Annotated in this window: 26 protein-coding genes; 14 read left to right on the forward strand and 12 right to left on the reverse strand. The window is 71.5% G+C overall.

Features of this window, described 5'->3' with window-relative positions; genetic code table 11:
- Positions 1 to 18 precede the first annotated feature (18 nt).
- The 4 genes from OG580_RS11310 (at position 19) to OG580_RS11325 (ending at position 3,203) form a co-directional block, all read left to right on the forward strand.
- Positions 19 to 999 (forward strand): metal ABC transporter substrate-binding protein, encoded by a 981-nt coding sequence (locus OG580_RS11310; RefSeq protein ID WP_267043526.1) that lies wholly within the window; start codon positions 19 to 21, stop codon positions 997 to 999.
- 29 nt (positions 1,000 to 1,028) lie between these two features.
- Positions 1,029 to 1,802, forward strand: coding sequence for a metal ABC transporter ATP-binding protein (locus OG580_RS11315; RefSeq protein WP_267043527.1), 774 nt, complete (start codon positions 1,029 to 1,031; stop codon positions 1,800 to 1,802).
- 15 nt (positions 1,803 to 1,817) lie between these two features.
- Positions 1,818 to 2,720, forward strand: a complete 903-nt coding sequence (locus OG580_RS11320) for a metal ABC transporter permease (protein WP_267043528.1) — start codon at positions 1,818 to 1,820, stop codon at positions 2,718 to 2,720.
- A gap of 72 nt (positions 2,721 to 2,792) precedes the next feature.
- Positions 2,793 to 3,203 (forward strand): Fur family transcriptional regulator, encoded by a 411-nt coding sequence (locus OG580_RS11325; protein WP_267043529.1) that lies wholly within the window; start codon positions 2,793 to 2,795, stop codon positions 3,201 to 3,203.
- Positions 3,204 to 3,318: 115 nt separating this feature from the next.
- On the opposite strand, the gene OG580_RS11330 is transcribed toward OG580_RS11325, so the two are convergent.
- The 5 genes from OG580_RS11330 to OG580_RS11350 form a co-directional block, all read right to left on the reverse strand.
- Positions 3,319 to 3,843 carry a YcxB family protein gene (locus OG580_RS11330; protein ID WP_267043530.1) on the reverse strand — a complete coding sequence of 175 codons (525 nt, stop codon included), beginning with the start codon at positions 3,841 to 3,843 and terminating at the stop codon, positions 3,319 to 3,321.
- Between the two features lie 21 nt (positions 3,844 to 3,864).
- Positions 3,865 to 4,689, reverse strand: coding sequence for an isoprenyl transferase (locus OG580_RS11335; protein ID WP_267043531.1), 825 nt, complete (start codon positions 4,687 to 4,689; stop codon positions 3,865 to 3,867).
- A 13-nt stretch (positions 4,690 to 4,702) separates the two neighbouring features.
- Positions 4,703 to 5,452 (reverse strand): DNA repair protein RecO, encoded by a 750-nt coding sequence (recO, locus tag OG580_RS11340; RefSeq protein ID WP_267043532.1) that lies wholly within the window; start codon positions 5,450 to 5,452, stop codon positions 4,703 to 4,705.
- Positions 5,453 to 5,564: 112 nt separating this feature from the next.
- Positions 5,565 to 5,783, reverse strand: coding sequence for a hypothetical protein (locus OG580_RS11345; protein ID WP_267043533.1), 219 nt, complete (start codon positions 5,781 to 5,783; stop codon positions 5,565 to 5,567).
- Positions 5,780 to 6,001 (reverse strand): hypothetical protein, encoded by a 222-nt coding sequence (locus OG580_RS11350; RefSeq protein ID WP_267043534.1) that lies wholly within the window; start codon positions 5,999 to 6,001, stop codon positions 5,780 to 5,782. Before OG580_RS11350 ends, OG580_RS11345 begins: the two co-directional genes overlap by 4 nt.
- Before the next feature lie 132 nt (positions 6,002 to 6,133).
- Between OG580_RS11350 and OG580_RS11355 the strand changes: the two genes are divergently transcribed.
- The 3 genes from OG580_RS11355 to OG580_RS11365 are packed head-to-tail and all read left to right on the forward strand — an operon-like array spanning position 6,134 to position 8,030.
- A complete protein-coding gene (locus tag OG580_RS11355) occupies positions 6,134 to 6,967 on the forward strand; it encodes a helix-turn-helix transcriptional regulator (RefSeq protein WP_267043535.1) in 834 nt (277 codons plus the stop codon).
- On the forward strand, positions 6,949 to 7,218 hold the full coding sequence (locus OG580_RS11360) for a DUF397 domain-containing protein (protein ID WP_267043536.1): 270 nt from the start codon (positions 6,949 to 6,951) through the stop codon (positions 7,216 to 7,218). The genes OG580_RS11355 and OG580_RS11360 overlap by 19 nt, the downstream gene beginning before the upstream one ends.
- Positions 7,215 to 8,030: a hypothetical protein gene (locus tag OG580_RS11365; protein WP_267043537.1), complete on the forward strand. Its 816-nt coding sequence runs from the start codon at positions 7,215 to 7,217 to the stop codon at positions 8,028 to 8,030. The genes OG580_RS11360 and OG580_RS11365 overlap by 4 nt, the downstream gene beginning before the upstream one ends.
- Before the next feature lie 69 nt (positions 8,031 to 8,099).
- Here OG580_RS11365 and OG580_RS11370 read toward each other — a convergent pair whose 3' ends face one another.
- Positions 8,100 to 8,699, reverse strand: coding sequence for a TetR/AcrR family transcriptional regulator (locus tag OG580_RS11370; RefSeq protein WP_267043538.1), 600 nt, complete (start codon positions 8,697 to 8,699; stop codon positions 8,100 to 8,102).
- A gap of 110 nt (positions 8,700 to 8,809) precedes the next feature.
- On the opposite strand from OG580_RS11370, the gene OG580_RS11375 reads away from it, so the two are divergent.
- The 5 genes from OG580_RS11375 (at position 8,810) to OG580_RS11395 (ending at position 14,903) form a co-directional block, all read left to right on the forward strand.
- Positions 8,810 to 9,238 (forward strand): tautomerase family protein, encoded by a 429-nt coding sequence (locus tag OG580_RS11375; RefSeq protein ID WP_267043539.1) that lies wholly within the window; start codon positions 8,810 to 8,812, stop codon positions 9,236 to 9,238.
- A 61-nt stretch (positions 9,239 to 9,299) separates the two neighbouring features.
- Positions 9,300 to 10,115: a hypothetical protein gene (locus OG580_RS11380; protein WP_267043540.1), complete on the forward strand. Its 816-nt coding sequence runs from the start codon at positions 9,300 to 9,302 to the stop codon at positions 10,113 to 10,115.
- Positions 10,116 to 10,261: 146 nt separating this feature from the next.
- Entirely contained in the window at positions 10,262 to 11,632 is a 1,371-nt protein-coding gene (locus tag OG580_RS11385) for an FAD-dependent oxidoreductase (protein ID WP_267043541.1), read from the forward strand.
- Positions 11,633 to 11,692: 60 nt separating this feature from the next.
- Positions 11,693 to 13,453 carry a LuxR C-terminal-related transcriptional regulator gene (locus OG580_RS11390; RefSeq protein WP_267043542.1) on the forward strand — a complete coding sequence of 587 codons (1,761 nt, stop codon included), beginning with the start codon at positions 11,693 to 11,695 and terminating at the stop codon, positions 13,451 to 13,453.
- 79 nt (positions 13,454 to 13,532) lie between these two features.
- Positions 13,533 to 14,903, forward strand: a complete 1,371-nt coding sequence (locus OG580_RS11395) for an FAD-binding oxidoreductase (RefSeq protein ID WP_267043543.1) — start codon at positions 13,533 to 13,535, stop codon at positions 14,901 to 14,903.
- Positions 14,904 to 14,913: 10 nt separating this feature from the next.
- Here OG580_RS11395 and OG580_RS11400 read toward each other — a convergent pair whose 3' ends face one another.
- The 3 genes from OG580_RS11400 to leuA all read right to left on the reverse strand — a co-directional run bounded on the left by OG580_RS11400 (position 14,914) and on the right by leuA (position 19,128).
- Positions 14,914 to 15,606 carry a TerB family tellurite resistance protein gene (locus OG580_RS11400; RefSeq protein WP_267043544.1) on the reverse strand — a complete coding sequence of 231 codons (693 nt, stop codon included), beginning with the start codon at positions 15,604 to 15,606 and terminating at the stop codon, positions 14,914 to 14,916.
- A 131-nt stretch (positions 15,607 to 15,737) separates the two neighbouring features.
- Positions 15,738 to 17,123 carry a choice-of-anchor A family protein gene (locus OG580_RS11405; RefSeq protein ID WP_267043545.1) on the reverse strand — a complete coding sequence of 462 codons (1,386 nt, stop codon included), beginning with the start codon at positions 17,121 to 17,123 and terminating at the stop codon, positions 15,738 to 15,740.
- A 232-nt stretch (positions 17,124 to 17,355) separates the two neighbouring features.
- Positions 17,356 to 19,128 (reverse strand): 2-isopropylmalate synthase, encoded by a 1,773-nt coding sequence (gene leuA, locus OG580_RS11410; RefSeq protein ID WP_267043546.1) that lies wholly within the window; start codon positions 19,126 to 19,128, stop codon positions 17,356 to 17,358.
- 292 nt (positions 19,129 to 19,420) lie between these two features.
- Between leuA and OG580_RS11415 the strand changes: the two genes are divergently transcribed.
- Together OG580_RS11415 and OG580_RS11420 are read left to right on the forward strand one after the other, a co-directional pair.
- Complete coding sequence (locus OG580_RS11415; RefSeq protein WP_267043547.1) at positions 19,421 to 20,473, forward strand: M4 family metallopeptidase; 1,053 nt, start codon at positions 19,421 to 19,423, stop codon at positions 20,471 to 20,473.
- 21 nt (positions 20,474 to 20,494) lie between these two features.
- Positions 20,495 to 20,746, forward strand: coding sequence for a protealysin inhibitor emfourin (locus OG580_RS11420; RefSeq protein WP_267043548.1), 252 nt, complete (start codon positions 20,495 to 20,497; stop codon positions 20,744 to 20,746).
- A 19-nt stretch (positions 20,747 to 20,765) separates the two neighbouring features.
- On the opposite strand, the gene OG580_RS11425 is transcribed toward OG580_RS11420, so the two are convergent.
- The 3 genes from OG580_RS11425 to OG580_RS11435 are packed head-to-tail and all read right to left on the reverse strand — an operon-like array spanning position 20,766 to position 24,057.
- On the reverse strand, positions 20,766 to 22,046 hold the full coding sequence (locus OG580_RS11425; protein ID WP_267043549.1) for a TerD family protein: 1,281 nt from the start codon (positions 22,044 to 22,046) through the stop codon (positions 20,766 to 20,768).
- 40 nt (positions 22,047 to 22,086) lie between these two features.
- A complete protein-coding gene (gene era / locus OG580_RS11430; RefSeq protein WP_267043550.1) occupies positions 22,087 to 23,037 on the reverse strand; it encodes a GTPase Era in 951 nt (316 codons plus the stop codon).
- A 21-nt stretch (positions 23,038 to 23,058) separates the two neighbouring features.
- Complete coding sequence (locus OG580_RS11435) at positions 23,059 to 24,057, reverse strand: DUF916 domain-containing protein (protein ID WP_267043551.1); 999 nt, start codon at positions 24,055 to 24,057, stop codon at positions 23,059 to 23,061.
- Positions 24,058 to 24,088: the final 31 nt, after the last annotated feature.

Consider the following 24,088-nt stretch of genomic DNA (forward strand, 5'->3'; position numbering starts at 1 on the left):
TTGTTGAAAATGAGTGTCATGAACGTACGACGCCTGATACCCACCACCGCCCTCGCCGGAGCCGTCACGCTCGGTCTCGTCTCCCTCTCCGCCTGCGGCACCTCGGACGCCGCCGACAAGGGGAGCAGCGGCAAGCTGGACGTCGTCGCGTCGTTCTATCCCATGCAGTACCTGGCCGAGCAGATAGGCGGCGGCCACGTCGCCGTCAACACGCTCACCAAGCCCGGCGTCGAACCCCACGACCTGGAGCTCAAGCCGAAGCAGATCGGCGAGCTCGGCGAGGCCGACGTCATCCTCTACCTCAAGGGCATCCAGCCCGCCGTCGACGACGCCATCGCCCAGGCCGGCGTCGAGAACACCGTCGACGCCGCCACCCTCACGACGCTCGAAGCCCACGGCGACGAGGTCGGTCACGCGCACGAGGGCGAGGAGCACGCGGCGGAGGAAGCCGGCCACGAGGGCCACGAGTCCGAGGCCGGCACCGACCCGCACATCTGGCTCGACCCCGTGAAGTACGCCGAGGTCGCGAAGGGCGTCGGCACCGCCCTGGAGAAGGCCGACCCGGCCAACGCCGCCGACTACAAGAAGAACACCGACGCCCTGGTGACGAAGCTCGGCGCCCTGAACACCGAGTTCGAGACGGGCCTGAAGAACACCACCACCAGGACCTTCATCACCACCCACTCCGCCTTCGGCTACCTCGCCGAGCGCTACGGCCTGGAGCAGGAGGGCATCACCGGCATCGACCCCGAGTCCGAGCCGAGCCCCGCCCGCATCAAGGAACTCCAGGACATCGCGGCGAAGGACAAGGTCTCCACCGTCTTCTTCGAGACCCTCGCGAGCGACAAGACCGCCAAGACCCTCGCCGGCGACACCGGTCTCAAGACCGACGTGCTCGACCCGCTGGAGGGAATCACGGACAAGTCCCAGGGCGATGACTACATCGAGGTCATGCAGTCCAACCTCGCCGCGCTGAAGAAGGCCCTCGGCGCCAAGTGACCACAGCAGCACAGCAGGAGGCACGAGCCATGGCAGCGCCGGCACAGGAACCCGTCATCTCCGTCCGCGGAGCCACCGCGACCCTCGGCGCCCGGCCCGTCCTCCGGGGCGTCGACCTCACCGTCCACCGCGGTGAGGTCGTCGCGCTGCTCGGCGCCAACGGCTCCGGCAAGTCCACCGCCGTCCGCTCCGTCATCGGCCAGGTGCCGCTGACCGGCGGCCGGATCGAGCTGTTCGGTACGGAGCAGAAGCGGTTCCGCGACTGGGCCCGTGTCGGCTACGTACCGCAGCGCACCACCGCCGCGAGCGGCGTCCCCGCCACCATCCGCGAGGTCGTCTCCTCCGGCCGGCTCTCCCGCCGCCGCTTCGGCTGGCTGACGAAGGCCGACAAGGCCGCCGTCGACGCGGCCATCGACCTCGTCGGCCTCGCCGACCGCGCCAAGGACTCCGTCTCGGCGCTCTCCGGCGGCCAGCACCAGCGCGTCCTGATCGCCCGCGCGCTCGCCTCCGCGCCCGAGCTGCTGATCATGGACGAGCCGATGGCCGGCGTGGACCTGGCGAGCCAGGAGATCCTCGCCGCGACCCTGCGCGAGCAGGTCGCAGGCGGCACCTCCGTCCTCCTCGTCCTGCACGAGCTGGGCCCGCTGGAGCCGCTGATCGACCGGGCCGTCGTCCTGCGCGACGGCTGCGTCGTCCACGACGGCCCGCCGCCCGAGGCCGTCGGCCAGCACGCGCTCCCCGGCCACGACCACGTCCATCCGCACGCGGCCGGTGAGCCGCTCCGTACGGGTCTGCTGACCTGAGGAAGCTGACCTGACATGGAACTCCTCACGCTCCCCTTCATGCAGCGGGCGCTCCTCGCGGCCGTGCTCGTCGGCATCACCGCGCCCGCCGTCGGCATCTACCTCGTCCAGCGCCGCCAGGCGCTCATGGGCGACGGCATCGGCCACGTCGCCATGACCGGTGTCGGCCTCGGCTTCCTGCTGAACTCCAGCCCGGTCTGGATGGCGACCCTCGTCGCCGTCGTCGGCTCGGTCGCGATGGAACTGATCCGGGCGTACGGGAAGACCCGCGGCGACCTCGCGCTCGCCCTGCTCTTCTACGGCGGCATGGCCGGCGGCGTCCTGCTGATCAACCTCTCGCCGACCGGCTCCAACGCCAACCTCAGCTCGTACCTCTTCGGCTCGCTCTCCACGGTCGCGCCCGAGGACATCACCGCGATCGCGATCCTGGCCGCCTTCGTCATCCTGGTCACGGTCGGTCTGCGCCGCCAGCTCTTCGCGGTCAGCCAGGACGAGGAGTTCGCCCGGGTCACCGGCCTGCCGGTGCGCGCCCTGAACCTGCTGATCGCGGTCACGGCCGCGGTGACCGTCACGGTCGCCATGCGGGTCGTGGGCCTGCTGCTGGTCAGCGCGCTCATGGTGGTGCCGGTCGCGGCGGCCCAGCAGCTGTCGAAGTCGTTCCGCACGACCTTCGTCCTCGCGGTGGCGACCGGCATCACGGTCACCCTGGCGGGCACGGTCACCTCGTACTACCAGGACGTGCCGCCCGGCGCGACGATCGTCCTGTACGCGATCGGGGTCTTCGTCCTCCTGACCCTCCTCGCCACCCCGCTCGCCAAACGGCGGGCGCGGGCGACCGAGGCGGGCGCGGAGAGCGCGGAGGGCTGCGGCGTACCGCGTCCGCCGACCCCGCGTCCGACGGACGACGTGAAGGTCTGATCCGGCTCTGACCGCAGGGTCATGGGGGACTGGCAGAATGGCGGGGGCAGACAAGCATTCAAGGAGGCCCCCGTGGTGACGGCAGGACCCCCCGTACGAGGCCGCTCGACCAAGCAGCGGGCCGCCGTGTCGGCGGCGCTGAACGAGGTGGACGAGTTCCGCAGCGCCCAGGAGCTGCACGACATGCTCAAGCACCGCGGCGACTCCGTAGGCCTCACCACCGTCTACCGCACGCTCCAGTCCCTCGCGGACGCGGGCGAGGTCGACGCGCTGCGCACCAGCGAGGGCGAGACCGTCTACCGGCGCTGCTCGACCGGCGACCACCACCACCACCTGGTCTGCCGCGTCTGCGGCAAGGCCGTGGAGGTGGAGGGCCCGATGGTGGAGCAGTGGGCCGAGACGATCGCCTCGGAGCACGGCTTCGTGAACGTGGCGCACACCGTCGAGATCTTCGGCACGTGCGCGGAGTGCGCGCAGAAGTGACCTGACCTGACAGACGAAGGGGCCCGCACCGGACGTTTCCGGTGCGGGCCCCTTCGTCGTGTCCGTCGTCCGGCCCGTCGTCCGGCCCGTCGTCCGGCCCGTCGTCGTGTCCGTCTCAGACCTTGCTGATGTTCCGGTCCAGGACCGCCCGCAGCCGGTCCTCCTCGCCGGGCCCCGCCAGGCCCCGCTTCGGCAGGTAGGCGAAACCGCTGCCGGACTTCTCGGCGGTGAGCAGGACGAAGAGCCGGGGCGTCTCCACGTACCGGGGCATCAGCGCCCACCGGAACGCCATCTCGGTGTCCCGGGAGGTCCAGCGCGCTCCGTCCTCGTCGACGACGGCCGTGGCCTCGCCCTGGGACCTGACCGCCTGGAAGAAGGCGCGGGCCGTCAGCCAGGGCGCCAGCTCGGCGGCGACCACGGCCACCAGGCCGAGCGCCACCAGCTTGACCACCGCGCCCGGATCCGGCGTGGGCGGCAGCAGGGCCACACCGGAGGCGAGGAGGGTGAGGACGAACGCTCCCCACGCCGCCCACCGCAGCAGCCGCCACCACAGGAGGGCCCGCATCCGTATCCGTACGGCCTCGCGCACGTCCGCGAAGACCGCCGGGTAGACCAGCTCGATCCGCTCGCTCGTCTCCACGAACATTCCCCCGGGGTCCGGTCAGGCCTTGTCGAGGACGGCCATGTCGGCCGGGTCGACGCCGCCGAAGCGGCGGTCGCGCGAAGCGTATTCGACGCACGCGCGCCACAGGTCGCGGCGGTCGAAGTCCGGCCACAGCACGTCCTGGAAGACCATCTCCGCGTAGGCGCTCTGCCAGATCAGGTAGTTGGAGGTGCGCTGCTCACCGCTGGGCCGCAGGAAGAGGTCCACGTCCGGCATGTCCGCGTAGTACAGGTACTTCTGGATCGTCTTCTCGGTGATCTTCGCCGGGTCGAGCCGGCCCGCCTTCACGTCCTCGGCCAGCGCCTGCGCCGCGTCCGTGAGCTCCGCGCGACCGCCGTAGTTCATGCAGAAGTAGAGCGTGAGCTTGGTGTTGTCCTTGGTCTGCTCCTGCGCGACCTGGAGCTCCTTGGCCACCGACTTCCACAGCTTGGGCATCCGGCCGACCCACCGCACCCGGATGCCGAGCTCGTCGAGCTGGTCGCGGGTCTTGCGGATGAAGTCGCGGTTGAAGTTCATCAGGAAGCGCACCTCTTCGGGCGACCGCTTCCAGTTCTCGGTGGAGAAGGCGTAGAGCGAGATCGACCCGACGCCCATCTCGATCGCGCCCTGGAGCACGTCGAGGACCTGCTCGGCGCCGACCTTGTGCCCCTCGGTGCGCGGCAGACCGCGCTCCTTGGCCCAGCGGCCGTTGCCGTCCATGACGATCGCGACGTGCTCCGGGACGAAGTCGGACTGGAGCTTCGGCGGGCGGGCACCGGAGGGGTGCGGCTCGGGGGTCCTGTACTCCCGGCGCTGGCGCCCGAGCAGTCGTGCGATGGCCATGGCGTGGTCTCTCCTAGCTTTTCTCTACGTACCGCAGGGAGCGCAGGCCGCGCTCCAGGTGCCAGTGCAGATAGGCGGACACGAGTCCGCTGCCCTCCCTGACGTGACGCGGCTCGCACGCGTCCGCCGTCGCCCAGTCGCCGGTGAGCAGCGCGCTGAGCAGGCCGATGGCCTCCGCAGAGGGTACGACGCTTCCGGGCACCCGGCAGTCGCCGCATATGACCCCGCCCGCGCCGACCGAAAAGAACCGGTTCGGCCCGTGGAGTCCGCATTTCGCGCAGTCGTCGAAGCTGGGCGCGTAGCCGTTCACGGCGAGCGAGCGGAGGAGGAAGGCGTCCAGGATGAGGTGGGGCGCGTGCTCGCCCCTGGCGAGCGTCCGCAGGCCACCCACCAGCAGCAGGTACTGCTGCACGGCGGGCTCACCCTCGTGGTCGGTGAACCGCTCCGCTGTCTCCAGCATGGCCGTGCCGGCGGTGTACCGGGCGTAGTCGGTGACGATCCCGCCGCCGTACGCGGAGATCGTCTCGCTCTGCGTGCAGAGCGGCAGCCCGCGTCCGACCAGCTCACTCCCCCGGGCGAAGAACTGCACGTCCACGTGCGAGAACGGTTCGAGCCGCGCCCCGAACTTCGACTTCGTCCTGCGCACCCCGCGCGCGACAGCGCGTACGCGCCCGTGACCGCGCGTGAGGAGCGTGATGATGCGGTCCGCTTCACCCAGCTTCTGGGTGCGCAGCACGATGCCGTCGTCGCGGAACAGACTCATGGGCCCATTCTCCCGTACGGCGGGGGCGTGCCGACCCGCCCCTGGCACGCACTCGCCAGTGCCGCCTGGTACGGCTGGAGGCGGCGGGCCCCGCAGGGCCCGTCCGGGCGGTTCAGGGCACCTCGCCCCGGCTCCGCGCGTTGACGTGCGCCGTGGCGGCGCTCAGCCGCTCCGACGAGGTCGCCTCCCGTACGTCCTCGGGCTCCACGTCCCACTCCCGCCCGCCGCCGAGCGGCCGGATCTGGACGTAGGGCCCCTCGTGGCCCATCACTCTCCCGACCCGCCCCGTGCGGATCTCCACGACGTACGACCCGATGGGCAGTGCTGTCATGACCGGCTCTCCTCCCCTGGCGACAGAGCGGCGGCGATGAGCCGAGCCGTCTCCGCCGTGCAGCATCCCAATTCGACGAGCGGCCTCGGAGGATCGGCGGCGAGGGTGACGACGTCGAGCCCGAGCGAGGGGAGTGTGATTCCCGCCCTCGCCAGCGCCTCGCGCAATTCCGTCACTGCCTCTTGTGCGGCTTCGAGTGCCCCCGTGGTCGTCTTCATGATGTCTTCCTTCACCAACGTATGCCTTTCTGAATCCATTTCCCGCTTCGCCTCTCCAGGGTGGGGCGGGATCCGTAGAATCGGCAGACGCGCAGGCCGTACAACTGCTGCGTAGGGTTGGGGAGTTAATCCATGGCCAAGGGCAAGCAGGACGAGACGTGGGAGTTCTTCGGGGAGCTCCTCAAGGATCGCCGGGAGGCGGCCGGCCTCTCGCAGAGCGATCTCGGCGCACGGGTGTTCGTGTCCGGTGGATACATCGGACTGTTCGAGCAGGGAATTCGAAAGCCACAGCTGGATGTGGCGCGGAGAATCGACGAGGTCCTACAAACCGGCGGTATTTTCGAACGTACGGTACGCAAACTCATCAACAAGTCGCCGTACGCCTCCTATTTCCAGGCCGCTGCCGATCTGGAGGACATCGCCACGAGGATCTGCGAGTTCGAGTCCACCGCCATCCCTGGCCTGCTCCAGACGCCGGCGTACGCCGAGGCGGTCGTCCGCGCGAGCAACCCGCTCGCCACCGCCGAGTACGTCGCAGACACAGTCAAGGGTCGGCTGGACCGATCCGCGATCCTCAAGGACGCCACAAGGCCCATGTACTGGGCGATCCTCCACGAAACAGCGTTACGCATCCCGGTGGGCGGACCCGCCGTCATGGCCGGGCAACTGGACCACCTCATGGTGCAGGCACGCGCGCGCGTAGCCCTGATCCAAGTACTGCCCTACGCGGCGGGCGCCTACCCTCAGATGGGCAAGCCTCTCAAGCTGATGGAGTTCGAGGACGCTCCCCCAACCGCCTATACAGAGGCGGTGTATTCGGGCAACCTGCTGGATGATCCGGCAGTGGTGAAGCGGGCACAGGCCACCTACGATCTGCTGAGGGCCGCCGCTCTGTCGCCGGAGGTGTCCCTGGCCCTGATCGAGTCGGCGGCGGAGGACTACAGACGATGCGCGCGTACGACCTGAGCAACGCCCAGTGGTTCAAGAGCTCCTACAGCGACGGCGACGGGGGCAACTGCGTCGAGGTCTCGTACGACTTCGCGGGCGCCGCCTGGCGCAAGAGCAGTTACAGCAACGGCGAGGGCGGCAGTTGCGTCGAGGTCCTCGACGACGTCCCCGGTGTCGTGCCCGTCCGGGACAGCAAGAACCCCGCCGGCCCCGCCCTGATCGTGCCCGCCGCCGCCTGGTCCGTCTTCGTCGCCGGTATCGCCGGATGACCGCCTCCCCTTCCCTCGTCCTGCGCGGCAGCGGCTCCACCGTCCTCCGCTTCGAGGGGGAGGGAGGGGCCGTGTCCCTCGGTCGCCCGGGTGAGGACCACCGCATACCCCTGGGGGCGATCGCGCACGTCCGCGCCGAGGGGCGGGTCGCCATGATCGAGCTGACCGCCCCGACGGGCGTCGAGCCGGCCTCGTACCGCGTCGAGGACGTGAGCGAGGCCGCCGCCACCGCCTTCGCGGATGCCGTGAACGCCGCGCTCCCCGAGCGGACCGAGGACGCGGTCGACGGCTCCACGCTCGTCACCACCCACCTCACGCCGCCCACCCCCGCCCCGGCCCGGCGCCGGATCGGCACGGTCGGGGTGGTCGGCCTCTGCGTCCTCGCCGTGGCCGTCGCGCTGTGCGTGACGGCGGGAGTGGCGGGCGGCTGGGGGTACGCCGTGACGGTCCTCTTCCCCGTGCCCTTCGCGCTCCTCGGGGCCGGGATCGCCGGGGTGATCGGCCACGGGCTCTACGCACAGCGGGCCTACCCGAAGCACGGGATCACGGTGATGGCGGAGTTCTCGCACTACGACGCCAGGAGCCGGGTGTACCGGTACGCGGACACCACGGGCGCCGAGCACACGTACAACGGCTCGGGCGGGCAGTGGATCGAGCTGAGCTACCTGCCGCGCGCTCCCCACCGCGCCACCACCGTCGCCACGCGCCGCGAACGGATCGGGCTGGCCGGCCTGGCGCTGTTCGGCGTGGCCCTGGGCGGGGGCGGGCTCTTCGGCGTCGCGTACGTCATGACCGCGGCGTTCGCCGCGTGACGGCGCTCAGGGCGCGCGTCGGCTGCCGTGCCGCGTGCGGCGGGCTCCACGGCATCGGCCTGCTCGCCGTCACCGCTCCCCCGGACTGACCGCCCCGGCGACCACCGCCTCCAGCTGCCGCGCGACGCGGTCCAGCGGCTCGGTGGAGCGCTTGGCGCGGCACATCGCCACCGTCCCCTCGACGGACGCGACGACGAGCGTCGCGATCTCGTCCGCCCGCCCGCGCTCGACGCCGTGCGCCCGCAGCGAGGCGGCGAGCAGCTCCTCCCACTGCTCGAAGACCTCGGCCGCCGCCGCGAGGACGGGTGGGACCTCGGCGACCGGGGGTTCCTCGATGGCGACGGCGAGGACCGTGCAGCCCGCGTGGAAGTCGGTGCCGACGACCGTCCGGCGCCAGAGGTCGAGCAGGGCGCGCAGGCCGGGGACCGGGCCCGCCTCCAGTTCCTTGCGCAGGCTGCGGGCGATGACGTCACCGGCGTACCGGACGGCCTCGGTGGAGAGCTGCTGCTTGCCGCCGGGGAAGTAGTGGTACGTCGAGCCGAGCGGCGCCTTCGCGTGCTTGGCCGTCTCGCGGATGCTGGTGGCGCTCAGGCCTCGGCGGCGGATCATGTCGGCCGCGCCGGCCACGATCCGTTCGCGTGCCTGCGCCTGCGGGTTGGGCTCGGTCACGACGCGGTTCTCCTCGCACTCACTCCGGCATCACTGGCTATAACGGCCGTCATAGCCTAACGTGGCGGCGACTTATAACGCTCGTCATAACCTGAACGAGGAGAACCTCCGTGCCGATGATCCGACTGACCGTCCCGACCGGCTCCCTGACCGAGGAGGGCCGCTCCCGCGTCCGGCGGGACCTCGCCGCCGCCGTACTGCGCTGGGAGGAGTTCCCCGACACGCCCTTCTTCCGTGGCCTCTCGTGGAGCTATCTGATCGAGCTGCCCGAGGGCGCGCAGGGGACGTCCGAGGACGACGAGCCCCGCTTCCTCGTGGAGGTCACCGTGCCGCAGGGGCCGCCGCCCGCGCGCGACAAGACCGGTCTGGTCGCCGACGTGACGGCGGTCGTCCTCGACGCCGCCGGACTCTCCGCGCGCGACGCCGCCCGGGTCTGGGTCCTCGTGCACGAGCAGCCCGAGGGGTCCTGGGGCGCCGCGGGCTCGGTCGTCCGCCACGCGGACCTGGCCGCCCTCGCGAGCGCCCAGGCCACCCCGTAAGACCCCGCAAGACCCCGTAAACCCCTTCACCGTCCGCCACCCCGCCCCTACGATCACGCCCATGTCGATCACTTCGCCCATACCCGCCCTCCAGGGGCCCGAGGGAACCTTCCTCCGGGCCGAGGGGCAGACCCTGATCCTGCGCCGCGCCCGCGAGGAGATGCACATCCCCCTGAGGGCCATCGAGCACGTCCGCGCCGAGGGGCGGGTCGTCGCCGTCGAGCTGACCGCCCCGGCCGGGTCCACCCCGTCCGTCCAGCGGTTCGAGGGTGTGGACGAGGCCGCCGCCGTGGTGTTCGCCGACGCCGTGAACGCGGCCCTTCCGACAGAGGGCAAGGTGGACGACGGCTCGAAGTACATCGGGGGCGACCGCCTGGGCGGCGACCCGCACGCCGCGAAGGCCCTGCGCGCGCTCAAGCGAGGGACGCTCTACGCCACCCTCGCGGTCGTCGCCCTGTGCGTGCTCATGGTCGCCACGGGGCACGCGGGCGCCATCATCCTGATCATCCCGTTCGGATTCATGGCGGTGGGCTTCCTGGCGGGCGGCTCGGTGCCGGCGTACGGCCCCTACCGGGAGGGGCACCTCCGCAGGCACGGCGTCACGACCGTCGCCGAGCGGATCCCGGGCGAACCGAACCAGTTCGCCTACATGGACCCCACCGGACTCAGCCGCACCGTGACGTCGACCGCCGCCGCGTGGACCATCGACGTCGCCTACGATCCACAGGACCCGGGGCGCGTGACGGCCCTCAGGAAGCACCCCTGGTTGTCCTTCGACGGCATCCTGGGGGTGGCCAGTATCGGCACCGGCCTGTGCTTCGCCGCCGGGGTGATCGCGATCGTCGTCGCCAGCCTTCTCGGCGCCGGGGGTTTCTGACCCCGACACCTTCACTTATGGAAGTCATAAGTTCGCCTTATGGGCCCATAGACCGGGCCCGGGTACCACCCCGCTCGCGTTGTTATTTAGGGTGGCCTAAGTGTCGGCGGCTTCGCCGAAACGTCGCTTGCGAAGGGAACCCAGCCATGCCCCGCCCCCTCCGGGTCGCGATCGTCGGCGCCGGCCCCGCCGGAATCTACGCCGCCGATGCGCTGCTGAAGTCCGAGGCCGCCGCCGAGCCGGGCGTGTCCATCGACCTCTTCGAGCGGATGCCGGCCCCCTTCGGCCTCATCCGCTACGGCGTCGCCCCCGACCACCCGCGCATCAAGGGCATCGTCAACGCCCTCCACCAGGTCCTCGACAAGCCGCAGGTCCGCCTCTTCGGCAACGTCGACTACGGCACCGACATCCACCTCGACGACCTGCGCGCCTTCTACGACGCCGTCGTCTTCTCGACCGGTGCCATGGCCGACCGCGAGCTCCGCATCCCCGGCGTCGAGCTCGACGGTTCGTACGGCGCCGCCGACTTCGCCTCCTGGTACGACGGTCACCCGGACGTCCCGCGCACCTGGCCCCTGGAGGCCGAGAAGGTCGCCGTCCTCGGCGTCGGCAACGTGGCCCTCGACATCGCCCGCATCCTCGCCAAGACCGGCGACGAGCTGCTGCCGACCGAGATCCCGGCGAACGTCTACGACGGCCTCAAGGTCAACAAGGCCGTCGAGATCCACGTCTTCGGACGTCGCGGCCCGGCCCAGGCCAAGTTCAGCCCCATGGAGCTGCGCGAGCTGGACCACTCCCCCACCATCGAGGTCATCGTCAACCCCGAGGACATCGACTACGACGACGGCTCGATCGCCGAGCGGCGCAAGAACAAGCAGACCGACATGGTCGCCAAGACCCTGGAGAACTGGGCGATCCGCGACGTCGGCGACCGCCCGCACAAGCTCTTCCTGCACTTCTTCGAGTCGCCCGTCGAGATCCTCGGCGAGGACGGCAAGGTCGTCGGTCTCCGCACCGAGCGCACCGAGCTCGACGGCACCGGCAACGTCAAGGGCACCGGCGCCACCACCGACTGGGACGTCTCGGCCGTCTACCGCGCCGTCGGCTACCTCTCGGACGAGCTGCCCAAGCTCCCCTGGGACACCGCCAGCGGCACCGTCCCGGACCAGGGCGGCCGGGTCATCGAGGAGACCGGCGAGCACATGGCCTCCACCTACTGCACCGGCTGGATCCGGCGCGGCCCCGTCGGCCTCATCGGCCACACCAAGGGCGACGCCAACGAGACCGTCGCGAACCTCCTCGACGACTTCGCGAACGGCCGTCTGCTGACGCCCGAGGCCCCGGAGACGGAGGCCGTCGTGTCCTTCCTGGAGGGCAAGGGCGTCACGTACACGACGTGGGAGGGCTGGTACGCCCTGGACGCCGCCGAGAAGGCGCTCGGCGAGCCGCAGGGCCGCGAGCGCGTGAAGATCGTCGAGCGCGAGGACATGCTGCGCGCGAGCGGCGCGATCCAGTAGTCGCCGAGGCCCTCGCCCCTTCCCGGTCCTACCCTGAAAGGACCGGGAAGGGGCGAGGCCATGTCCGCACCCACACTCCACACCGCCCACACTGCCCACACCGCCCACACGGCCGCCGGAGCCGACGCGTCCGACGCGGTCGAGCACGCCAGGGACGCGGCCGGCCGGGAGTCCTGGGCCGAGGCGTACGCGCTGCTCCACGCCCACGACCGGCACCCCTCCCGCGCGCTGACCGCGGACGACCTCTCCGTGCTGGCCGACGCCGCCTGGTGGTCGGGGCACGTCGACGAGTCCGTCACCGCCCGGCTCCGCGCGCACGCCGCCTTCCTCGCGGCCGGTGACCACCGGGGCGCCGGGCTCGCCGCCTGGTGGCTGTCCTACGAGTACCGGAGCCTGGGGCGGCCCGCGGCGGCGGCGGGCTGGCTGCACCGGGCCCGGCACCACCTGGAGGACCTGCCGCCCTGCCCCGAGCAGTGCTTCCTGGCCTGGACGGACGCCGAGGAGGCCGAGCAGCACGGCGACCGGGCCGGGGCCCTCGCCGCGGCCCGCCGCATGACCCGGCTCGCCCTCCGCTCCGGCAGCCCCGACCTGCTGGCCCTCAGCCGCCAGGCCGAGTCCGCCGTCCTGCTCGCGAACGGCCGCAGGACACAGGCGCTGGCCCTCCTCGACGACGCGATGTGCGCGGTCTCCGCGGGTGAGCTGAGCGGCATGTTCACCGGCTGGCTGTACTGCCTGGCCCTCACCCAGTGCATGGAGGCGGCGGACTTCGGGCGGGCGGTGGAGTGGACGAACGCGGCGATGGAGTGGTGCGAGCCGCCGTGGACGGGCCGCCCGGCGGAGGCGGAGCCGGAAGCCATGACCACGTCCGCGGCCCCCGGCGAGAACCCCTTCCGGGGTGTCTGCCGGGCCCATCGGGTCGAGGTCCTCGACCTGCTCGGCTCCTGGGCGCTGGCCGAGGCGGAGGCGCGGCAGGCGTGCCGGGAGGTGCCGGTGGACTGCCTGGAGTCGGCCGCCGCCGCGTACTACGCCGCCGGGGACGTCCAGCGGCGGCAGGGCCGTCTCGACGAGGCCGCCGTCTCGTACGCGCACGCCCACGAGCTGGGCCGGATCCCGCAGCCGGGGCTCGCGCTGCTGCGGCTCGCCCAGGGGCGGGCCGACGCGGCCGTCGCCGGGGTGGAGCTGGCCCTGGCCTGCCAGAGCGACCCGCGCCACGACGTCCTGGGCCGGGCCCGCCTGCTCGCCGCCCGTACGGAGGTGGCGCTCGCCGTCCGGGACGTGGCGGGCGCCGCCGGAGCGGCGGAGGAGCTGGACGCGCTGGCCGGGGACGTACCGCTGCTGCGGGCGACGGCCGACACGGCGCTGGGCGCGGTGGCCCTGGCCGAGGCCCGGTCGGGCCCCGCGCTGCGGCTGCTGCGGCGGGCGCTCGCCGGGTGGCTGGAGCTCCACGTCCCGTACGAGGCGGCGCAGGTCCGGATGCTGCTCGCGGCGGCCGACCGGACGGTGGGCGACGAGGAGGCGGCCCGACTGGAGCTGGGCGCGGCGCGGACGGTGTTCGAACGGCTCGGGGCCGTACCGGACGCCCGGCGCGCGGCGGCGCTCCTCTCCGGTGGGAAGCGCCGACGGCTGCCGGGCGGTCTCACGGCACGCGAGGCGGAGGTCCTGCGGCTGGTCGCCGGGGGCGGGACGAACAAGGACATCGCGCAGGCCCTGGTGATCAGCGAGCACACGGTCTCCCGGCACCTGAACAACATCTTCGCGAAGCTGGACGTGGGCTCCCGGTCCGCCGCGACGGCGTACGCGTTCGCGCACGACCTGGTCTGAACGGCCCATCCCGCGCGAGGTGCGCGGATGGGTGGTTCGGGCGATGCCCCGCCCGTCTCCCCCGGGCTACACCGGAACCATGACCACCACGACCCACTCCCTGGACACGCTCCGCGGTGCCGTGCGCGGCACCGTCGTGACCCGTGGCGACCCGTCGTACGACGTGTCCCGTCGGGTCTACAACGCCCTGCACGACCGGCGTCCGGCCGTCGTCGTCCACGCCGTGGACGCCGGCGACGTCATCGCGGCGGTGCTGTACGCCCGGGAGCACGCCCTCCCGCTCGCCGTGCGCGGCGGTTCCCACTCCGTCGCCGGGTTCGGCACCGTCGACGACGGCCTCGTGGTCGACCTGTCCCGGATGCGGGGTGTCCGGGTCGACCCGGAGGCCCGTACGGCGCGGGCCGAGGGTGGCGCCACCTGGGGCGACTTCAACCACGCCGCCCACGCCTTCGGGCTCGCCACCACCGGCGGGGTGATCTCCACGACCGGCATCGGCGGTCTGACGCTCGGCGGCGGCATGGGTCATCTGTCCCGCCGGTACGGGCTGAGCTGCGACAACCTGATCGCGGCGGACGTGGTGACCGCCGAGGGCGCCCTCGTCTCCTGCGACGCCGAGCGGCATCCGGACCTGTTCTGGGCGCTGCGCGGCGGAGGCGGGAACTTCGGTGTCGCCGTCTCGCTCGCGTACCGGGTCCATCCGCTCTCGGACGTGTTCGGCGGCCTGACCTGCTACCCGCTGGACCCGGACGTGGCCCGTGCCTGGCAGCGGATGAACACGGACGCGCCGGTCGAGCTCAACTCGATCCTCGTGATGGCGCTCGGCCCGGAGGAACCGTTCCTGCCGGAGCGCTGGCACGGCCGGCCGATCTGCGCCGCGTTCACCTGCTTCAGCGGCCCGGCCGCGGACGACGACAAGGTCCTCGCCCGCCTGGACGGCCTCGGCCCGGTCGTCGGCCGGTTCATGGAGCGGATGCCGTACCCGGTGGTCAACACCCTCTTCGACGAGCAGCTGCCGCCGGGGCTCTTCCATTACTGGAAGGGGAACTTCAGCCGCGGCCTCACGGACGGCGCGATCGACACCCACGTCGCGTACGGCGAGACGATGCCGTCGATGGAGTCGGACACGGCGATCTTCCCGATCGACGGGGCCTGCCACGAGGTGGGACGGGAGGAGACCGCGTTCGCCTACCGGGACGCCGACTTCTCGCACTCCTTCGGAGCGAGCTGGACGGACGCGGCGGACTCGGAGGCGAACATCGCCTGGACCCGCGCCTACGACGGGGCACTGCGCCCGCACACCGAGGAGGGCGGGTACGTGAACTTCATGGACACCGACGACCAGGACCGGGTGCGGGTCAACTACCGGCAGAACTTCGACCGGCTGCGTACGGTCAAGCGCCGGTACGACCCCGACAACGTGTTCCGGCTCAACCAGAACATCGTGCCGTAGGCAACGCCCCCTACGGCACGGTCCGGGCCGAGGCGAGGAGGCGGACGGTGTCGTCGGGAGCCAGTGAGAGCGCGTTCCCGACGGTGCCGAGGACCTCCATCTCGGTCGGGCTGTACGCGCCGTCGGCGAGGGCGATCCGGGCGGCCTGGAGGAGGATCGACTCCCGCCCGGCGGGCGCCAGGTGCGGGGTGAGGGGCTCCAGGGCCTCGTGGAGCTCGATCGCGAGGAGCGTGCCCTCGGGGTTCACCTCGGGCATGAAGCGCCCGGTGTCGGCCGCCAGGGCCTCCACGAGGTCGACGAGCTGGACGGCCGTGCACTCGGCGAAGCCGGCGGACCGGACCGCGCCGACGGCCAGGTCCAGGACCGCGCGGGAATCCGTACCTCCGGCCGCGAGAACGGCCAGCGCGACGGTGTGCACACCGTCCCGCAGCATCGCCGAGAAGCGGCTCGTCGTCGGGTGGTCGAGCACCTCCGTACCGAAGTGCGTGTGACAGGCCGCGCACTCGACGACGGGGCCCGTACAGCCCCTGGGCAGGACGGGGACGCCCAGGACGGCGAACCTGCGGCGGCCGGTGCGCCGCCGGTAGTTCCGGTCGCCGCCGCACTCCTCGCAGAAGAACTCGCCGTCTCCGACCGTGTTCCAGGAGGTGCGGATTCCGCAGACGCCCACTTTCCCACCACGTGAATTCCGGGCAGACCGCACACGCACCTCCTCAACGGCCCGGCTGCACTGCCGGCGTTGGCGTGATGTTAGCCACATCCTTGATGTGGCGTCAGCACCCCGTCGACAGATCGCCGTGGAGATGGCCGAGACACGTCACCGTCCGGGCATGCTCAGGAGGCGCGTCGGCGACGCTTTGCGAAGGCCAGGAAGCCTCCGCCGACGAGGACGGCGGCCGCGGCGGCGCCGATCGCGCCGGGCCCGATGGCCGAACCGGTCGTCGCGAGATCACCCTCCGGGGTGGCGGACGGCGCCGGGGTCGAGCCGGGGGCGGTGGTGGCGTCGCCGGGGGTTGCCGGGGTCTCCGACGCCTCGGGAGTCCCGGGGGCCTCGGGAGTGCCGGCGGGCGTCGACGGCGAGGCGGAGTCCTCGGGCGTCTGGGAGGCGCCGGGGGTCCCGCCGTCCTCGGTCGGGGTGGGCTCGGGGGTCGCGGGCGGCGTGGGGACGGTCGTCTCGGTCGGCGTCGGCGGCTCCGGGGTGACGACCGTGCCCGGCGTGGTCTCCTTCGGGAGGCAGCCGGCGAAGTTCATCTGGTGGGTCTCGGCGCCGGGGACGGTGACGAGCTCCTCGGCGATGACGGAGCCGTTGACGTGGCCCGGGCCGATGTTCTTGCCGCCCATCTCGACCGTGGCGTTCGGCGCGAGGATGGTGCCCGGCCAGGAGGTGTAGTTCTTCCTGACGGTCTCGGCCTGCGGGAAGTTCCACAGCAGCTTGGAGCGGATCTGCCGGAACTCGTCGCTCGCCAGGGCGTAGTCGTCGATGACCGGAGCCGTGCCGTCCGCGCCCTGGTAGTAGACGCCGTAGGTGGCGGAGGCGTTCATGTCGTACGTCTCGCCGAGCACGTTCACGAGGGTGGAGGAGCCGGCCGGGACCTTGAGCGTGATCGCCCGGGCCTTCTGCAGGTCGGCGGCGGCCACGGCGAAGACGTTGAGCTCCGGGTCCGTGCCGGTGAGGAACAGGCCCTGGGCGTCCTTGTCGCCGGCGACGGTGCCGTTGGGCGTGGTGCCCGCCCAGCCGGTGGAGAGCGCGCGCAGGCTCGTGAACTCCTTCGCGAAGTCGATCGGGGCGGTCGGGGAGGCGCCCTTCGCGTGCGGGCCGTCGACGGCGAAGCCGGCGCCCTTCACGGAGCGGTCGTCGAGCGATCCGTACACGCCGGAGCCCTTGTTGATCACGACCTGGTTGGCGTGGAGCGTGCCGCCGACGACGAGGCTGTGGCCGCCGGGCAGCTTGGCGAGGTCGGCGCCGGTCAGCTTGTGGCCGATGGAGAAGCCCTGGCCGACCTTCGCGTCCCCGAAGTACGCGTCGCCGCCGACCGCGACCGCGCCTTCGGAGTCCGAGTAGCGGGTGGAGTCCTGCTCGACGAACTCGGCGTAGAGGCCGGCCGCGCCGAGCGGATTCGTCGCGCACGACGTGGCGGGGGTGGCGGAGACGGCGGGGGCCCAGGCGAGGGCGGTGCCGGTCACCGCGAGGACAGCGGCCACAGCAGCGGTCGTGCGCATGCGAAACTCCAGGTCAGGGAGGTGCGAAGGGGGCGCGTGGGGGGAGTGTCCGAGGGGACGAGCCGACCTTCCGCCATTCCCCGATGTGCCGTCAACTCACCTGATATGACGCCGATTCCGACATGGCGGCATGATCTTCCTTAAGCGAACCTGAAACCGTGACGCAGCTCACAAACGCAGCTGCCCCGCACCTTCCGGAAGGAAGGGTGCGGGGCAGCTGCCGTGGAGCGCGTCAGCGGGCGGAGCGGTTGACCGCCGAGATGACCGCCTTCAGCGAGGCGCGGGTCGTGTTGGCGTCGATACCGATGCCCCACAGGACCTGTCCGTCGATGGCGCACTCGATGTACGAGGCGGCCTGCGCGGACGCGCCCTCGCTCATCGTGTGCTCCTGGTAGTCCAGCAGGCGGGCGTCGACACCGACCGCCTGCAGGGCGGCGAAGAAGGCGGAGATCGGGCCGTTGCCGGAGCCGGTCAGCACGGTCTCGGCGCCGTCCACGACCGCCTCGACGGTCAGCGTGTCCGTGCCGTCGGTGTCGGAGGTGGTCTGGCCCGAGCGCAGCTGGATACGACCCCAACGAGCCGCGGTGTTGTCCGGGTTGGGCAGGTACTCGTCCTGGAAGACGGACCAGATCGCGGCCGGCGTGACCTCGCCGCCCTCGCTGTCGGTCTTCTGCTGGATGATCTTCGAGAACTCGATCTGCATCCGGCGGGGCAGGTCCAGCTTGTGGTCGTTCTTCAGGACGTACGCGATGCCGCCCTTGCCGGACTGCGAGTTGACCCGGATGACGGCCTCGTACGAGCGGCCGACGTCCTTCGGGTCGATCGGCAGGTACGGGACCGCCCACTCGATGTCGTCGACGGTGACGCCCTTGGCGGCCGCGTCGGCCTCCATCGCGTCGAAGCCCTTCTTGATGGCGTCCTGGTGGGAGCCGGAGAAGGCCGTGTAGACCAGGTCGCCCGCGTAGGGGTGGCGCGGGTGGACCTCCATCTGGTTGCAGTACTCGCTCGTCCGCCGGATCTCGTCGATCTGGGAGAAGTCGATCTGCGGGTCGACGCCCTGGCTGAACAGGTTCATGCCCAGCGTCACCAGGTCGACGTTGCCGGTCCGCTCGCCCTGCCCGAACAGGCAGCCCTCGATGCGGTCGGCGCCGGCCATGATCGCCAGCTCGGCCGCCGCGACGGCCGTACCGCGGTCGTTGTGCGGGTGGACCGACACGCAGATGTACTCGCGGCGGGTCAGGTTCCGGGACATCCACTCGAACCGGTCCGCGTGCGTGGACGGCGTCGAACGCTCCACGGTGGCGGGCAGGTTGAGGATGATCTCGCGGCCCGGGCCCGGCTGCCACACGTCACAGACCGCCTCGCAGACCTCCAGGGCGAAGTCCAGCTCGGTGTCGGTGAAGATCTCGGGGCTGTACTGGTAGCCGAAGACCGTGCGCTCGTCGAGCAGCTTCTCCGCGTACTCCATGACCAGGCGGGTGCCGTCGACCGCGATCTGCTTGATCTGCTCCTTCGAGCCGCGGAAGACCACGCGGCGGAAGGTGGGGGCCGTGGCGTTGTACAGGTGGACGGTGGCGCGCTTGGCGCCGACCAGGGACTCCACGGTCCGCTCGATCAGGTCCTCGCGGGCCTGGGTCAGTACGGAGATGGTGACGTCGTCCGGGATCGCACCCTCTTCGATGATGGAGCGCACGAACGCGAAGTCGGTCTCGCCCGAGGACGGGAAGCCGACCTCGATCTCCTTGTAGCCCAGGCGGACCAGCAGGTCGAACATCTCGCGCTTGCGGGCCGGGGACATCGGGTCGATCAGGGCCTGGTTGCCGTCGCGCAGGTCGGTCGACAGCCAGCGGGGCGCCTTCGTGATGCGCTGCTCCGGCCAGGTGCGGTCCGGAATCTCCACGGCCTCGTACCGGCCGTACTTGTGGATCGGCATACCGGACGGCTTCTGCAGCTGCGTCGCGTTGGTGACAGGCGTGGGACGGCCGATGAACGGGGACTGGCTCATTGCGTTGGGCTCCTCGGTCCAGCAAGAAGGACGGCCGACTGTCGAACGCAACACCAGGTCCCGCGGGGAGGGGGTCGGCCTACGACTACAGGCCCTCGCCGCGGCAGCTAAGGAGAAGCAGCCCGAAACGCATGATGTGCCGCAGCCTAGCCGAGGGACGTCGGAGACGGACGTCCTGTTTCAGTATGCGGGACGGGCCCTACGTCAAGGGCGATCAGTGACGCATCACTCCATTTCGCCAATCCTCGCCGCATCCCGTGACAGTTCCGTCACGCAGTGCCACATTGCAGGGATGACTCCCCAGACGTCCGTCTTCTGCTCGATCGTCCCGCCGCACCTCCTGGAGCACCTGGCGCGCTCCTCGAACCCGGCCGTCGCCGCCGCCGCCCGCCACACCCTCATCGCGGACGCCTCGGCCCGTGCGAGCCGGGTGCTGCCGCTGCCCGGCAGCGCGCCCACGCTCGCCCCCGCCGACGCCGGCCGGCCGCACCGCACCGTCTACGACTGCCGGCGCGGGACCGAGCTGCCGGGCGAACGGGTCCGCACCGAGGGCGAGGAGGTGACCGCCGACGCGACCGTCAACCGGGCGTACGCGGGTCTTGGCGCCACCTTCGACCTCTTCATGGACGCCTTCGGGCGGGACTCGATCGACGGCTCCGGGCTGCCCCTGCTCGCCTCCGTCCACTACGACGAGAACTACGGCAACGCCTTCTGGAACGGCGAGCAGATGGTGTTCGGCGACGGCGACGACGAGATCTTCCTCGACTTCACGCTGCCCGTGGACGTCATCGGCCACGAGCTGGCCCACGGCTTCACCCAGCACACGGCGAACCTGGAGTACTTCAGCCAGTCCGGCGCCCTCAACGAGTCCGTCTCGGACGTCTTCGGCTCCCTCGTGAAGCAGTACGCCCTCGGCCAGAGCGCCGACCGGGCCGACTGGCTCATCGGCGAGGGGCTCTTTCACCCGAACGTGGAGGGCACGGCCCTGCGCTCGATGAAGGCCCCGGGCACCGCGTACGACGACGACGTCCTCGGCAAGGACCCGCAGCCCGGCCACATGGACGACTACGTCCGCACGAGCCGGGACAACGGCGGGGTCCACATCAACTCCGGCATCCCCAACCACGCCTTCTACCTGGCGGCGACCGAGCTCGGCGGCAACGCCTGGGAGCGGCCCGGCCGGATCTGGTACGACGTGATGACGGGCGGGACGCTCACCCCCGAGACCCGTTTCTCCGAGTTCGCGGCGGCCACGGTGGCGGCGGCGAAGGCACGGTACGGCGACGGGGAGGAGATCCAGGCCGTCCTGAAGGCCTGGGCGGCCGTGGGCGTGCCGACCGACTGATCCGGCTGGTAGACAGGGTCCATGCGGATTCGAGTGCGGCGCACGGGCGGTTTCGCGGGTATCGAGCGGACGGCGGAGGTGGAGGTCTCGGACCCCGAGTGGGAGTCCCTGGCCGCCACCGTCCTCGCCGCGGGCGACGGTGACGTCCGGGGCGTGCCGGACGGCTTCTCGTACGAGATCACCGTCGACGGCCGCACGGTCCGCTGCTGCGACCCGCGCCTCACGGACGCGCAGAGGACCCTCATCACGAGGGTCCTCAAGGAGGGCGCGTAGCGGATCGCCGGGGCGCCGGTCATCCCCGGCGCCAGAACCCGCCGGACCGCTGTTCCTTCGGGGTCCGGACCTCCAGGGTCCAGTCGCCTTCGGCGGAGTCCACCACCACCAGCAGGGGCCCCGCGGGCAGCGGCTCCCTGGACTTCGGGTGCTCGTCGGCCACGTTGGCGAGCGTCGTGTAGTCGTGGCTGCCGCGGGTGGCCGGCCCGTGGCCCCGCACGCCGAAGTACGCGTGATCGGAGACCGGGCGCAGTTCGGCGAGGAGCTCTCCGGCGGGCCCCGTGTGGAGCAACACGTCCGCGCCGCGTCCCTTGGCGCCGCGGCCGAGCTTCGCCACGGCACTGCCCGGCCGGAGCGTGATATTCCACTTGTTGCCCTCGTCCTCGACACGCAGGCGCAGCGGCCCCTTGCCGTCGAACCACAACGCCGCCCGGCCCTTGAAGTTCTTCAGGTTCGTGTTGGCCAGCGAGTAGCCGTAATCCTTGTCCTCTTCGAGGCTCTGCACGCAGAAATAGCCCTCGCCCCGCCGTTCTGTGTCGACCAGGATGATGCCGGGCGGCAGGGGCACGTCGACGGTGAAGATCTCATCGCCCTCGCCGTTCCTGGTGTACGCCGAGAAGTCCGCGCCGAAGAGCGGGGCGGGGGAGGAAGCACCGGCCTCCGGTCCGGTCGCCACGGGCGCCGGGAGCTTGGTCACGCTCTGGAGGGGAGCGGGCCCGGTCGGCCGGGGTTCCTCGACCGGTGCCTCGACCGGCGCCTCGACCGGGTCGCCGCCCACGATGCCGAAGTCCTCGGCGAGGCCGACGAGGCCGGAGTCGTACCCCTGGCCGACCGCGCGGAACTTCCACGCCCCGTCGCGCCGGTAGAACTCGCCGAGGAGGAAGGCCGTCTCGGTGCTCGCGTCGTCGACCTCGTACAGCGCGAGCTGCTCGCCGGTGGTGGCGCTGACCGTCCGGATGTGGAGGCCCGGCACCTGACCGAACGTCCCGTGCTCGCTGGACGCGGTGATCACGATGCGCTGGACGGCGGGCTCGACGCGCTCGGTGTCGATCTCCAGCCAGTCGGCGACCCGCCGCTCCTCGTCCCGCACCTGCCCGGTCAGGCGCACCGCGCCGGACGCGTGCACCGGCTGGTTGTAGAAGACCAGGTCGCCGTCGCCCCTGACCCTGCCCGAGGCGTCGAGCAGCAGTGCCGAGGCGTCGACCTCCGGTACTCCGTCACCGGCGTCCCGCCGGACGACCGCGATCCGCCACGCCTGCCCGGGGACCGGCAGGTTTCCCCCCTTGATGATCTGCGTCACCGCGTCATGCTGGCACGCTGCCGGGGGGGAAGTCGACGGGCTAGAAACCCAGCTTCCGCAGCTGCTTCGGGTCGCGCTGCCAGTCCTTCGCGACCTTCACGTGCAGGTCGAGGAAGACCGGGGTGCCGAGGAGCGCCTCGATGTGCTTGCGGGACTTCATGCCGACCTCCTTGAGGCGGCTGCCCTTCGGGCCGATGATGATGCCCTTCTGGCTCGGACGCTCGATGTACACGTTGGCGTGGATGTCGAGCAGCGGCCGGTCCGCCGGGCGGTTCTCGCGGGGGATCATCTCCTCGACGACCACCGCGATCGAGTGCGGCAGCTCGTCCCGTACGCCTTCGAGCGCGGCCTCGCGGATCAGCTCCGCGACCATGACCTGCTCCGGCTCGTCCGTGAGGTCGCCCTCCGGGTAGAGCGGCGGGGACTCCGGCAGCAGCGGGATCAGCAGGTCGGCGACGAGCTGGACCTGCTTGTCGCCGACGGCCGAGACCGGGACGATCTCCTGCCACTCGAAGCCCAGCTCCTTGCCGAGCTGGTCGACGGCGATGAGCTGCTCGGCGAGCGTCTTGGAGTCGACCAGGTCGGTCTTGGTGATGATCGCGACCTTCGGGGTCTTCTTGATCGCGGCGAGTTCCTTGACGATGAACTTGTCGCCGGGGCCGAGCTTCTGGTCGGCGGGCAGGCAGAAACCGATCACGTCGACCTCGGCCCAGGTGGTGCGCACGACGTCGTTGAGCCGCTCGCCGAGGAGCGTGCGCGGCTTGTGGAGGCCGGGGGTGTCGACCAGGATCAGCTGCGCGTCCGGGCGGTGCACGATGCCGCGGACGGTGTGCCGGGTGGTCTGTGGCCGGTTCGAGGTGATGGCCACCTTCTGGCCGACCAGAGCGTTCGTGAGGGTGGACTTGCCCGCGTTGGGGCGGCCGACGAAGCAGGCGAAGCCGGCCCGGTGGTCGACTTCGGTTTCTTGGTTGCGAGCGCTCATGGGGGCCATTGTCCCCGATGAGCGCCCGCCTCACGTACTCAGTACGGCCTCACGGTGGCCCGGGGCCTCGCCCGGGGCCCTGCGGCGGCGCGTCCAGAGACCGAAGGAGCCGGTCAGAAGCGCGAGGAGGAGGAGCGCGACGGCGAGCCAGGGCACGGCGAGGAAGGACACGGTGCCGCTCTCCTCCACACCCTTCACGCCCTTCGCGGTGGCGGTGAGGGTCACGTCGCCCCAGTCGAACTGCGGGGAGCCGGTCCACCGCTCGGTGAGCCGGATCTTCTGGCGGGGCAGCAGCTCGGACGGGACGTTCACCAGGTCGCGGTCGAGGAGGGTGCGGCCGAAGAGGCCTTCCGCCCGGAGGACGACCTTGGGGTCGAGGGTGACGTTGCCCAGGTTGTGGAGGGTGTACGAGACGACGGCACTGCTGTCGCCGAGGCCGGGGACGAGCGGCCGGTCCTGGTCGAGGGTGACGTCCTCCACGGCGAGGGCGGGGACGGTCGGCCCGTTGACCCGGAGGTAGACACGGGCGCCTACCGCGCGCTGGACGCCGACGGCGACGGAGCCGTTCCCGCTGGGGCTGACCCGCTCGTCGAGGGCGACGAGGGCGCCGGGGTGGTCGCCGGGGTCGGCGTCGGCGGGGACGTTCAGGGTGTACGGGACGGTGACGGCGGAGTGGGCCGGGACGGTGATCCGGGTCCGCTCGGGCGTGATCCAGGCGCCGGCCCCGGTCTGCTTCTCCTGCTGTGTCCGGATGGCGAAGCCGCCGTCCCGGTCGGTGTTGTAGGCGTCGGCTCCGTAGAGCCGGAAGGTGAGCGGGCCGGCCGTCTTGTTGGTGACGGTGACGCGGTCGGTGAGCGAGGTGCCGGGGTCGACGGAGAGGTAGAAGTACGGGCGGCTGCCGGGCTTGGCGGCCGCCGGGTAGACGGCCCACTCGCCGTTCTCGGCGGCGGAGGCCTGCGGCGCGGCGCCGAGAAGCACGAGGAGCGTGCTCAGAAGGCTCAGGAGGAGGACGTACGGCTTGCTGCGCACAGTGCGGAGAACCCCCGGGTGCGGAGCGGGC

Source organism: Streptomyces sp. NBC_00094, from assembly GCF_026343125.1.
Classification (GTDB): Bacteria; Actinomycetota; Actinomycetes; order Streptomycetales; family Streptomycetaceae; genus Streptomyces.